Here is a 12,241-nt window from a genome sequence, read left to right on the forward strand (position 1 = left end):
GAGTTATGTTCAAAAATATATAAAATGATGAAAATCCATATTGATTTTAGTATTGTTGATGAAAAAATAAACTTTTTATAGTGGAACAAAATACATAGGTCTGCTGTAATCTGAAGTTTCTCCTCTAAAACCACTTTTAACGGGATACAGGTTTTTCTATATCGGATTTCGGGATGTTCGTTTTGCATATGTAGCGTTTTTTTGTTATAATACTGTACTGATACAGATTTTAAGATTTAAAGGAGGATAACAATGAAGACATATAATCCTGCCCTCAGAGGCAATGCTTTAGCAAAGTATAGAGGTATTTCGGGATATTCCGAGGTAATGACCATACAAGGGGCGGTAAATAAATCGCTGCTTCTGATACTGATTCTAATGGTCTCTGCGGTGTGGACGTGGAACCGGTTTTATGCCGGCGGTCCTCAGGCAATACTGCCATTTGTTATAATCGGGCTCATAGGCGGATTAATCACGGCGCTGGTTACAATATTAAAAAACAACTGGGCGGCGGCAACAGCGCCGGTTTACGCTGTGTTTGAGGGACTTGTCATAGGAGGTGTGTCCTCCTTATGTGAGGCGGCCTATCCAGGAATAGCTTTTCAGGCTGTCGTTCTGACAATCGGCACACTTGTTGTTTTACTGTTTGCATATAAAACAGGATTAGTCAGGGCAACCGAAAAATTTAAATCCGGTGTAATAGCGGCAACAGGAGGCGTATTTTTAATTTACATGGTCTCTATGGTCTTAGGATTGTTTAATATACGCATACCTTTTCTGTTTAGCGGAGTAATCGGTGCCGGCTTCAGCCTTGTCGTTACAGCCATTGCCGCATTAAATCTGGTGCTGGATTTCGACTTAATTGAGCAGTCGGTAAAAGCACGTGCTCCTAAGTTTATGGAATGGTACGGCGCCTTTGCCCTTTTGGTTACACTGGTTTGGCTGTATCTGGAGATATTACGGCTGCTGCAGATACTCAGAGAGATTGCCTCAGGCGATTAGTACGCTTCATATGCTTCTTAGACCGGCACAGGTTGAATAAGTTCTGAAGGAAATGACGGCATCAAGGACTACTTGTGCCCCTGCAGTGAGGTCCTTCTCATATATATGCTCCTCTGTTGTATGAGGCTGCTGCATTCCTGTTGAAAGCACCAGTGACTTAATGCCTCTGTCGTTAAACACATTGGCGTCTGAGCCGCCTCCATAGACGAGATGCTCGGCAATTATACCGTTTTTTTTGAAAGCCCCGTCTATGAGTTTGACAAAGGAGTCATCCTCTGAAATTTTAAATCCTGTATAATGGCGCTTATCCTCAATCTGGATTTTTACCTGATTTTTTCTTGCCAGCCTTGATGCAGTATCAAACACTGTTACTTTCAAACGCTCAATGGCTTCAAGGCTGTGGCTTCTCATCTCACCCTCTATGGTCACCTCCCTTGGCACTACGTTTGTGGCCGAGCCTCCACCGATAATACCTATGTTAGCCGTTGTGAGCGGATCAATTCTGCCGTCGGGCAGCCCGGAAATGATTTTAGCCGCCGCCACTATCGCATTTATTCCCTTTTCAGGCTCTATGCCGGCATGGGCGGAGCGCCCGCTTATGCGCATTGTGTAGGCATCATGAGTTGGTGCGGACACTACTACCTTGCCGACACTGCCGCTGCTGTCCAACACCAGCGCATGTGTCCCTTTCAACATACTAAAGTCAAGATTTTTAGCGCCAAAGAGCCCCCTTTCCTCCGCCGATGTAAACACAACCTCTATGTCACCTGTGGCAAGTCCCCTTTCCTGTACTACCCTAAGTGCCTCCAATATCTGTGCTATCCCGCTCTTATCATCTGCTCCTAATACCGTTTTTCCGTCTGTCCTGATTACTCCATTTTCCCGTATCACCCTAAGCCCTTCCGTCGGCTCTACCGTATCCATGTGGCTGCTTAAGATTAGGGGCATCGCTCCGGCGGCGTTTCCCCTCTTATACCCCAGCAGATTAAAAGACTTGCCGTAGGACTGCAACATCACCGAAAATCCTAACTCTTTTAACTTTCCGGTTAGCACTCCTCCTATCTTCTGTTCACAAAACGACATCGAGTTTATACCGGTAAGCTCGAGAAAATTATCAATAATCCGCTCCGTGTTAACACAGCCGGTGAGAATCTGCTCTGTACTCAACTGCTCTCTTCCCTCCGTCCAAACAGGGCACTTCCCACCCGTACCATTGTAGCACCCTCCTCTATTGCCACACGGAAATCATCCGACATGCCCATAGATAAGTGCAGCGCTGTCGTAAAGCCGCCTCTTATTGCATCATCTCTGAGCGCTCTTAAGCGCTGAAAAAATGGACGGCTCATCTGTGGGTCGCCAAAGACCGGCGGAATTCCCATAAAACCCACTAGTTGCAGATTTTCCATCTCTGCAACGGCGCATAACAGCTCAGGCATGGAATCAACTGCTATACCGGTTTTTGTATCCTCCGGTGAGAGCTTTGGCTGGATGAGAATTTTTTGTATCTTGCCCGACTTCTTAGCCTCATTATCTAAAATCAGGGCAAGCTCCGTGGAATCGACCGAGTGAATATAATTAAAAAATTCAACAGCTTTTTTTGCCTTGTTTTTTTGCAAATGTCCCAGCAGATGCCATCTTGTGCAGGCAAATGAATCGTGCCCTGCAAGGGATTGGATTTTTTCAATCCCCTCTTTTACGTAACTCTCCCCAAAGTCCCGCACCCCCAAATCAACAGCCACAGATACCAGTTCTGTAGAATAGTACTTGGAGACGGCTATCAGGGTCACATCATCCGGGTCTCTACCTGTTTTTATGGAGGTGTTACAGATAGCCTTGTTAATGTTGGAAATCCGTCCGGCAAGCTCCTGAGAATCAATCATAGGGGTAGAACGAAATAAAAACTGTTTCCTTTAGGCATCGGGTCATAACCAAAGACTCCGCCATGAATTTCCACTGCATTTTTAATAAACGTAAGTCCATGGCCTGTCCCGGGGCGTGACCCTATGTTTGACCCCCTGTACCCTTCCTCAAAAATTTTGTCCCGCTCCTCAGATTTTATGTTTTCACCGGTTGTAAACACACTGTACTTCACGCCGTCTTTCCCTGCTCCAAAATAGTCTTTCTGTATCTCCCTGCAGTAGCGTACCAGTTTATATTTTTTGCCATTTTCATCGATGGCATAGTCTGTGTATTTTAAAGCATTGGAAAAAAGATTGGCAAAAACCTGTGCAATAAGGCCAAGGTCAACTACAGTTATAATCTCATCAGCCTCCTTACTGCAACAGTCCTCTACGGTTATATTCATCTCCTTAAAACGGTCAGTAAAACGGTCAACCTGATGAAGGATTACATCCTTGTGCATATTACATGGTTTTGTTCTGAGAGTCAGATGTCCTTTGTCAAAATGGCTCTTTCTAAAGAGGGTTTCGAGAAACAGCGATGTGTTTTGGTAGTGTTTGTCTATGTTTTGAAATTCATCGATAAGGCCCTGGTTTACCTCTGTCAGTTCAGCTAAAAGATGCTCTATGCATACCTCATCGCACTCCACATCACGGGAGTACTTAGTGAGAAACTTTTCAATCTCCAGGTTTTTTGTAATTTTACCTTTCATCCGGCGCAAGAATAACTTAAAAATCATGTTGGGTACTATGATATTGTGCTCGATATCGGCAACCAGATTGCGGATAAACTTTAGGTGCTCTATGTTTTTATTAAGCAACATGCGGTTATGAATGTTAAAGCCTATCCGGTTTGCATACTTTTCCAAAAAGAACTCGTCAGCGTCTGTGAGGTTAGTGTTGGGAGATACCACTAATATGCCCAGAATGTTGTTCTTATGAGTGTTTGGCAACTGCTCACTCAGAATGATTTTTCCTTTAATTGTTATGACGAGGCTGCCTGCCGTTTTATAAGTGCCCTCGGCAGGGCTAATGCCGTCAGGGGGCGGTTTGTACAGCCCTTTTTCAGGTTCATCCGTCTTTGCCACCAAAGTAAGTTCAAGCGTGCGTGTATCGTAGAGGTACAGCATAGCATCCAGATTTAAAAACACCCTCGGTACAGCCACACACAAATAATAGAGATCCTCTATTTCATTGAACTCCTGTGCAAGGTCGTAAAATGTCTTAAGGGCGTCGGCCTGCTCCTGCGAAAAATCGTACTGTCTGTAGGCATTGCGCTTACTTTCTACGTAATCCAGTATTTGGCTCATTAAAGCCATGTTTTTCTACCTCTCACAGCGTTTAAATTAAACCGGCTTATAGCGTGCTCAAGTCTAACAAAAGCACTTTTACCATGTCAATAGTTTAAACTTCTCAGGGATTTCCTCAAATGCAAAGGCATCAAAAAACCGTTAGGCAGCGGTAACAAAGACATTTAGGAAGGAAATACCTTTCCGGGATTTAAAATATTCCCGGGGTCAAATAGTTTCTTAATCCCCTTCATTACTTCAAGATTAACGCTGTCAAGCTCCATGTCTATGTACTTAGCCTTTGTAAGGCCGATACCGTGCTCGCCGGATATGGTTCCCCCCATATCAAGCGTGGCCTTAAATATCTCTCTGACTATTTTTTCAGACTTCAACACACTTTCCTTATTACTTCTGTCAGTCATCACGTTAACGTGAATATTGCCGTCTCCGGCATGGCCAAAACAGGCGATGGGAATTCCTGATTTCTCGGAAAACTTCTGTATGGTGACAAGAATATCCGCCACCCTGCTTATAGGCACCACAATGTCCTCGTTAATCTTTGTAGGGCTTATTTTATAAAGAGCAGGAGATACCGCCCTTCTGGCCTCCCAGAGCATCTCCCGTGATGTGTTGTCCTCGGCTATTTTTATTTTACCCTCAAAGGAGCTGCAAATGTTTGACACCTTCTCAGCCTCCTGCACTATCGCCCTACGGTTTCCATCCAGCTCGATAAGAAGCATGGCGTCCACATTTTCAGGAAACCCGACATTTTTATATCTGTTTACGGCCATAAGGGTCATTCTGTCCATTATCTCCATAGTTCTGGGCAAAACCCCGGAGGCTATTACTTTTGAGACGGTTTTACCTGCCGACTCTATACTGTCAAATGCGCACAGTATGGTGACAACGGTCTCAGGGGCAGGCAAAATCCTAAGCCGTATTTTAGTTACTACGGCAAGAGTACCCTCAGAGCCGACAAGCAGCCGCGTAAGGTCATATCCGACCACTCCCTTTGAGGTTTGCACCCCTGTGCTTATTAACCTTCCATCCGGCAGCACCGCCTCCAGTTGCATAACGTAATCTCTTGTCACACCATACTTCAAAGCGCGCGGCCCCCCTGCATTTTCGGCCACATTACCGCCTATCGTACAGATGTTTAGGCTGGCCGGATCGGGCGGATAAAAAAACCCGGTATCCTCAAGCTCTCCCTGAAGATGCCCGTTTATCACCCCCGGCTCCACTATCACAGATAAATTACCGGTATCCACTTCCAGTATCCGGTTCATTTTCTCAAAGCTTATAACAAGCGAATCCTTGCCCGGCACTGAGCCTCCGGTCATACCGCTGCCTGCTCCGCGGGGAATTATTTTTAAACCGTTTTCACGGGCAAATTTAACGGTCTTGATGACATCCAGTGTATTTATCGGCCACACTACCGTTGTCGGACAGTTATCCAACCCTGAGGCATCATACCCATAACAGATCAGGTCCTCCTTCTCTGTGGTAAATGTCCCCTCTAAAAGCAATTTGCCGAGACTTTTCATCGCTGCCTGCCCATATGCTTTGTATTGTAACACAAATGCTAAAGTTAACGGAAAATATCCGGTGAAAGTTGTTGGGGCAGCATTACGGCTTTCATTGAAATTTTTTATACAATACCACTTGACCAATGCCGGTAAATATTATTACCATATGTCAAACCATGCTGCGTTCAGAAGTAAACACAGGCGGCAAGGAGCAAGCGACACCTCCCCTTACAGGGGATTGCCCTTTTTAGGGGAGACGTTAAGGAGCTTGTGTCAAAGCCAACAAAGTTAGGCGATTGAATGCAACTTGGTATAAGGCGGCTTGTGATATAAAAGAAAAATTCAGGAGGCATCAATTGGCGGCAAATAATATAGTACAAAAGATATTTCAATCACATAAAGTCTATGGAGAGTTGACTACCACAACCCCGATAGGATTAAGAGTGGATGAGGTTTACACACAAGATGCAACGGGTACGATGGCATGGCTTCAGTTTGAAGCAATGGGAATTGATAAAGTAAAGGTGCCTGTGGCTGTATCGTATATTGACCATAACATGATACAGTCAAATTATATGAATCCCGATGACCATGCTTTTTTGCAAAGTGCGGCGGCACGGTTTGGCGCATATTTTTCACGTCCCGGCAACGGTATCTGTCATCAGGTTAATCTCGAGAGGTTTTCACTTCCCGGGGCAATAGCACTGGGTACGGACAGCCACACTCCCACAAACGGCGGCGCCGGCATGATAGCCATTGGAGTGGGAGGCCTTGATGCCGCCACAGTGATGGCAGGCTCCCCATTTGAATTAACTATGCCAAAGGTTGTGCTCGTTAAACTTACAGGAAAACTCAACAGACCATATGTTACCGCCATGGATGTCATCCTGACACTCTTAAAAATGCTTACTGTAAAGGGCGGGGTCGGCTGTATTTTTGAGTATGGCGGTGACGGCGTTAATGATTTGAATGTGACGGAGAGAGCTACAATTACCAATATGGGAGCGGAGCTTGGAGCTACCACCTCGATTTTTCCTAGTGACGGAAAAACCAGAGATTTCTTCAAAGCACAGGGCAGACTCTCTGACTGGACAGAGCTGAAGGCTGATGAAAACGCCCTCTATGACGGCACAATTGAGCTTGACCTGTCGTCTTTAGAGCCTATGATAGCTATGCCGCACAGCCCTGATAATGTTGTTGCGGTCAAAGATGTTGCAGGGATAAAAGTCAATCAGGTTTGTATCGGGGGCTGCACAAACTCATCCTACCAATCTATGAAGGCGGTGTCGTATGTTTTACGAGGGAAAAACATTGCTGAAAATGTAAATCTGTTGATTAATCCCGGCTCCAAGCAGGTATATGAAATGATAGCAGTGGATGGAAGCCTTAGAGAGATGATAGCCGTAGGGGTAAGGACGCTTGAGTCTTCATGTGGGCCGTGTATTGGTATGGGGGGTGCACCCGGCAGCGGGCATGTTTCATTAAGAACGTTTAACAGAAATTTCGAGGGCCGCTCCGGTACAAAAGACGCTCTTGTATATCTGGCAAGCCCGGTGACCTGTGCTGTTGCAGCCCTGTGCGGTGAAATCACCGACCCACGGGATATTAAGGATTTAAATATTCCTGAAATTGAAGAGCCCTCTCAGTACATAGTCAACAGCAATATGCTGGTTTTTCCCAAAGACGACGGCAATGTGGAGATAGTCAAAGGGCCGAACATTAAAGAGGTGCCGGTTAAGGAGCCTCTCAATGACGAGATTTCGGCTACCGTACTCATAAAATGCGGCAACAATGTCACAACGGATGACATTATGCCGGCGGGCTCCAAAGTGCTGCCCTTTAGGTCAAACATTCCGGCAATATCTGATTTTGTATTTAGCAACATAGATGACGGTTTTTCTAAAAGAGCACTGGAGGCTAAAAAAAGCGGAGGCGGCATTATTGTCGGCGGTGAAAACTACGGACAGGGCTCCTCACGTGAACATGCGGCACTGGCTCCGATGTTTCTAGGCATACAGGCGGTTATTGCGCTTTCTTTTGCCAGAATCCACCGGTCAAACTTAATCAATTTTGGAATTTTACCGCTTGTGTTTGCTGACCCTGCCGATGTTGAAAAAATTAATCAGGGCGACAGACTTAAATTTACCGGTCTTAAAACATCCGTAACCGGTGCCCAGTCTTACATTGTTACAAATGAAACCGGAGCTTTTTCATTTACCTGCACATCCAGCCTCAATCAAAGGGAAAGTGAATTAATCTTAGCCGGCGGCCTTTTGCCATATACCAAAAATACAAGTATGAAGCAGTAAATGATTTATCAGGATTGCAGCCAATTAAGGTAGTCCTCCGAGCCCTCAATTATGGGCAGGGCAATGATTTCCGGTACTGTATAAGGATGCAGCGTCTTTACCTTTTCCATGAGGGACTTGAAATTTTCCTTTTTGGTTTTTATAATCATCAGGGATTCATTCTCATTTTCAATTTTCCCTTCCCAGTGAAAAACGGATTTAACCTCTTTTATAATATTTACACACTTTGCAAGGTTATCTTTGACAATGGCCTCAGATATGCTCTTTGCCGTAACCTCATCCGGCGTCGTTATTAGCACAACATAGTGCTCCATAAGCCCTCCCTTCACCAATTTAGATTATACATATTCGGGTTGTAAGTCCCGATAGCGTTTGCCTGTGTGCAAGCCACTATAATTCAAACATATTTTTTAATTCATCAACTGAAGCTGTGACAATACCTCCAACTGTCTTATCTGTAGTGAACGCCTTATCTGCTCCGGTACGATTTCATTTGTCCTCTCCAAAAGCTCTCTTATCACTATTATATCATCCTCCAACAGTGCATAAACTATACTGTTCATACATTCTTTGAATATTTTTTTGGTCCTGACATGGTTCTCATTCTAATAAAAATCTGCAATTTTACTCAAGATATTATCCGGTGATTTATCACAAATCCGGCAATAAATTTTTATATCCTGTTGACATATTCACACTTTACAGTGTACGTTACAAATAATTACTTACTAATTTAATAAAGAATGGCAAAGAAACCAATAGAACAGTGCAGCCACAGGGATAAGAGCCGTGTAAATAACCCTGATGTCGGGCTTGTAAGTCCTGATACCTACAGAGACTATGAGAATAAGACATACTCTTATGACCCTCATCTGGATGAAAAAGTGACATATTTAGCTTTTCTTGTTTTTTTTATCTGTTGTTATAACAGTGAATCATCGGCAGTAACTATCTCGGGTAGTACTGAGGAAACAAATGTAGGGCTTACTTATGGTTCACTGTCGTATTGGTGTTCAAGCAGTAAAGGTGTTTATAGCTGTTCAGTAAACAATGGCTTTACCGGTTATTTGTACCCATTATTGACAATTAAAAAATTTTAGACGTTAGTTAATAGTATTAACCAGCTTTAAACGGAGATTACATTATGCGATATTTTACTATTAATACTGTCTGTATAGCTGTTTTAAGTATTTTAATATTCAGCTCTGACTCCCATGCTGACTGGACATGGACCGAGCAAACAGGCTCCGGGAACAGATATTGGCGTTCAATAGCAGCATCCTCAGATGGTGCAAAACTTGCTGCTGTTGATCAATATGGGAGCGGGTCAGGAGGTTATATTTATACATCTGCTGACTATGGTGTTACATGGATTACTCGTACGAATGCCGGTAGCAGAAGTTGGTTTTCAATAACATCATCATCAGATGGTAAGAAGCTTGCTGCCGTGGAGACAGGAGGAGGTTATATTTATACATCTACTGACTCAGGAGCTACATGGACGGCTCAAACAAATGCTGGAAGCAGAAGTTGGTATTCAATAGCCTCATCATCAGATGGCACAAAACTTGCTGCCGTGGAGTCAGGAGGTTATATTTATACATCTACTGACTCAGGAGCTACATGGACGGCTCAAATAAATGCTGGAAGCAGAAGTTGGTGGTCAATAGCGTTATCATTAGATGGAACTAAACTTGCCGCCACAGTCAGAAGTGGTTATATTTATACATCTACTGACTCAGGAGCTACATGGACGACTCAAACAAGTGCTGGAAGCAGAAGTTGGTTTTCAATAACATCATCATCAGATGGCACAAAACTTGCCGCTACAGTCAGAAGTGGTTATATTTATACATCATCAGATTCAGGTGCTACATGGATTGCACAAACAAATGCTGGAAGTAAATTGTGGTACTCAATAGTATTATCTTCAGATGGTACAAAACTTGCCGCTACAGTTGATGATGGGTATATTTATATATCAACAGATTCAGGTGTTACATGGACAGAACAAACAAATGCTGGAAGCAGAGTTTGGCTTCCAATAGCCTCATCCTCAGATGGTACAAAACTTGCTGCCGGAGTTGGCTCAGGTTATATTTATACAGGCGTATATACCAGTTCATCAACGTCCACAACCTCAACAACTGCATCCATAACGTCCACAACCACAACAACTACATCCATAACATCCGGAAACTCAACAACGACAACCACATCCTTAACATCAGACAATATAACATCAACAACAAAATCAAAAGTCACATATTTTTTACCTTATTTTCACACCAATACCAATAATGTGACCTACTGTGTTATATCGAATATTTCAACTGATAACGTAATAAATATTTACTTTTCTGTCGGAGCAAACTCATCAGGAACCCCAACTGGAGCACAGAAAGAATTTATCTCAACCAAGCTCTTTAGCAAAATGTCTAAACTAATGACATTTAGTGATCAATTAATCTACTTTGGAAACGATACGATGGATATTTCATCAGAGCTTGGTTTAGCGACCTCATATGCCGGAACACTCACATTTAATTCAACCGGCACGGGGCTAAGTTGTAAAAACATTTTAATGGCATGTTTTCAGGGCACAACTAACCCTAAACGCAACTTAGCAGGGTTTATATGTGAAGATAACAGCTCTGTCGGCCCTGGAAGTAAAAAGATGTTAGTGGGGTTTTAATATTAAGCTTAGCAACATTTAATAACAATACTTGTCTGTAAGGCAGGTAGAATGTTAAGAAGGAGATGATTATGAAAAAAATGAACATTTATGTATTTATTAGTACGATTGTAATTTTATTATTAAATGCATCCGGCTATTGTGCATTTTATAATTCAGCCGAAAGTGAACAAAGCTATAGATTACCATATCAACCTAGCCTTGGTTCTGTTAAGCTCACACAGGGAAATAATAGCTCACCAAGTCATAATGGAGAATCAAAATATGCATTTGATTTTAATGTTAATGATGGCCAAACAGTTGTAGCTTCACGAAGTGGGACAGTCGCTCATATAAAAATGGATTCTAACACTTCTGGATGCGATATTAAGTATCAAAACGACGCTAATTATATTGTTATAGATCATGGAGACGGAACTGAAGCTGTATATTGGCACTTGAAACAACAATCGTCAAAATTAAATAAGGGAGATTACGTATTACAGGGAGAGGACATTGCCCAGGTGGGATTGACTGGTTATACATGTGGTGATCATCTTCATTTTCAAGTACAAAATAATTGTTCCGGTAACTCTGATCCTTATTGTCAATCTATTCAAATTTCATTTGATGATGTAACAAATGGTATTCCAACAGAAGGTCAATCATATACCTCTGGAAACTACTTACCTTACTTTCATGGCAGTGGTTATGTTATAGAACCTGCCATACAATCATCCTCAACAGAAGGATACGGTTGGTCAAAAGCACAATTATTCAGCGAAAACAATAAAAAGGGAGTAATTGGTTTCAACTGGGTCTATAACTCAAATCTTTGTGATCATATAGATTTGTCTGCATACGATAGTAATAACAATGAAGTTAACCTAAACCTTTATATTTTAGCAGGAGAATTACACACAAGAGACAATGATACTGATATTTTTTATAAAGCAACAACACCTGTAAGTATCGGGCACCCCAGAAATTATGAGAACTTTATAGGATTAATGACTGCTGAAGTTCCGAATAAGAATTATACAATATACGCTGAATGTTCCAGCTCCATTAGTGATAATAAATATAAAATGACCAGAAATGCAAACTATCCAGGATTTAAATTTAGTACAGGCTACACTTTTGCAGATTTAGGTACAGTTTTTTTCAACGCAGTTCATCTGTTTCACTTTTCTACTATTGTCACACCTTTTACCGACAGGAATTCTCAGGTATTCATCAATTTTCATAAAAATTTGTTTTGTAAGGATATTTTAATTTTTGATTTAAACCTTACGACAAAAGCTAAAATTGCATGGAAATCAAATAGTAGCTCTACCTTTTCAAACGAAACCGAATATACGCTTCCAAAGCTATTAGGTTTATACTCTGAGGCAGCTTCTGATTATATAATATCTATTAAAACTGACACTACAGAGCATAATATATACGGTTTATGCGTTAATCTTGACGTGCTACTATAAAAAAAAGGGTTCTTTCACGTTTTGAGTGGGTAAAAGAAAGAATAAGCCCCTGTGGGCTTAAA

11 protein-coding genes are annotated in these 12,241 nt (G+C 42.4%); 5 read left to right on the top strand and 6 right to left on the bottom strand.

The annotated features are described in order from the left end of the window. The first annotated feature begins 252 nt into the window (after window positions 1-252). Complete coding sequence (locus H7844_14115; protein MEO5358415.1) at window positions 253-1,002, top strand: Bax inhibitor-1/YccA family protein; 750 nt, start codon at window positions 253-255, stop codon at window positions 1,000-1,002. Window positions 1,003-1,008: 6 nt separating this feature from the next. Here H7844_14115 and H7844_14120 read toward each other — a convergent pair whose 3' ends face one another. The 4 genes from H7844_14120 to H7844_14135 form a co-directional block, all read right to left on the bottom strand. After that, on the bottom strand, window positions 1,009-2,169 hold the full coding sequence (locus H7844_14120) for a M20/M25/M40 family metallo-hydrolase (GenBank protein ID MEO5358416.1): 1,161 nt from the start codon (window positions 2,167-2,169) through the stop codon (window positions 1,009-1,011). Further along, on the bottom strand, window positions 2,166-2,882 hold the full coding sequence (locus tag H7844_14125; protein ID MEO5358417.1) for a YggS family pyridoxal phosphate-dependent enzyme: 717 nt from the start codon (window positions 2,880-2,882) through the stop codon (window positions 2,166-2,168). Before H7844_14125 ends, H7844_14120 begins: the two co-directional genes overlap by 4 nt. After that, the gene (locus H7844_14130; GenBank protein MEO5358418.1) at window positions 2,879-4,219 is read right to left on the bottom strand and encodes a HAMP domain-containing histidine kinase; all 1,341 of its coding nucleotides are present in this window, start codon (window positions 4,217-4,219) and stop codon (window positions 2,879-2,881) included. Before H7844_14130 ends, H7844_14125 begins: the two co-directional genes overlap by 4 nt. Window positions 4,220-4,374: 155 nt before the next feature. Further along, complete coding sequence (locus tag H7844_14135; protein MEO5358419.1) at window positions 4,375-5,733, bottom strand: FAD-binding protein; 1,359 nt, start codon at window positions 5,731-5,733, stop codon at window positions 4,375-4,377. 338 nt (window positions 5,734-6,071) lie between these two features. Between H7844_14135 and H7844_14140 the strand changes: the two genes are divergently transcribed. Beyond that, a complete protein-coding gene (locus H7844_14140) occupies window positions 6,072-8,024 on the top strand; it encodes an aconitate hydratase (protein ID MEO5358420.1) in 1,953 nt (650 codons plus the stop codon). A gap of 8 nt (window positions 8,025-8,032) precedes the next feature. Here H7844_14140 and H7844_14145 read toward each other — a convergent pair whose 3' ends face one another. Beyond that, window positions 8,033-8,338 carry a divalent-cation tolerance protein CutA gene (locus H7844_14145; GenBank protein MEO5358421.1) on the bottom strand — a complete coding sequence of 102 codons (306 nt, stop codon included), beginning with the start codon at window positions 8,336-8,338 and terminating at the stop codon, window positions 8,033-8,035. A gap of 96 nt (window positions 8,339-8,434) precedes the next feature. Beyond that, window positions 8,435-8,587, bottom strand: coding sequence for a hypothetical protein (locus H7844_14150; GenBank protein MEO5358422.1), 153 nt, complete (start codon window positions 8,585-8,587; stop codon window positions 8,435-8,437). Between the two features lie 180 nt (window positions 8,588-8,767). Here H7844_14150 and H7844_14155 point away from each other — a divergent pair, with 180 nt between their 5' ends. The 3 genes from H7844_14155 (at window position 8,768) to H7844_14165 (ending at window position 12,179) form a co-directional block, all read left to right on the top strand. After that, window positions 8,768-9,124: a hypothetical protein gene (locus H7844_14155; GenBank protein ID MEO5358423.1), complete on the top strand. Its 357-nt coding sequence runs from the start codon at window positions 8,768-8,770 to the stop codon at window positions 9,122-9,124. Window positions 9,125-9,168: 44 nt separating this feature from the next. Then, window positions 9,169-10,719: a hypothetical protein gene (locus H7844_14160; protein MEO5358424.1), complete on the top strand. Its 1,551-nt coding sequence runs from the start codon at window positions 9,169-9,171 to the stop codon at window positions 10,717-10,719. Window positions 10,720-10,790: 71 nt separating this feature from the next. Beyond that, window positions 10,791-12,179 carry a peptidoglycan DD-metalloendopeptidase family protein gene (locus H7844_14165; protein MEO5358425.1) on the top strand — a complete coding sequence of 463 codons (1,389 nt, stop codon included), beginning with the start codon at window positions 10,791-10,793 and terminating at the stop codon, window positions 12,177-12,179. Window positions 12,180-12,241: the final 62 nt, after the last annotated feature.

The organism is Nitrospirae bacterium YQR-1, assembly GCA_039908095.1.
Taxonomy (GTDB): Bacteria; Nitrospirota; Thermodesulfovibrionia; order Thermodesulfovibrionales; family Magnetobacteriaceae; genus Magnetomonas.

Bases quoted from the DNA above. Each gene is read 5' to 3' on its own strand.
- H7844_14150 (MEO5358422.1), bottom strand. From the start codon at position 8,587: ATGAACAGTATAGTTTATGCACTGTTGGAGGATGATATAATAGTGATA.
- H7844_14125 (MEO5358417.1), bottom strand. From the start codon at position 2,882: ATGATTGATTCTCAGGAGCTTGCCGGACGGATTTCCAACATTAACAAG.
- H7844_14115 (MEO5358415.1), top strand. From the start codon at position 253: ATGAAGACATATAATCCTGCCCTCAGAGGCAATGCTTTAGCAAAGTAT.
- H7844_14165 (MEO5358425.1), top strand. From the start codon at position 10,791: ATGAAAAAAATGAACATTTATGTATTTATTAGTACGATTGTAATTTTA.
- H7844_14130 (MEO5358418.1), bottom strand. From the start codon at position 4,219: ATGGCTTTAATGAGCCAAATACTGGATTACGTAGAAAGTAAGCGCAAT.
- H7844_14135 (MEO5358419.1), bottom strand. From the start codon at position 5,733: ATGAAAAGTCTCGGCAAATTGCTTTTAGAGGGGACATTTACCACAGAG.
- H7844_14155 (MEO5358423.1), top strand. From the start codon at position 8,768: ATGGCAAAGAAACCAATAGAACAGTGCAGCCACAGGGATAAGAGCCGT.
- H7844_14160 (MEO5358424.1), top strand. From the start codon at position 9,169: ATGCGATATTTTACTATTAATACTGTCTGTATAGCTGTTTTAAGTATT.
- H7844_14145 (MEO5358421.1), bottom strand. From the start codon at position 8,338: ATGGAGCACTATGTTGTGCTAATAACGACGCCGGATGAGGTTACGGCA.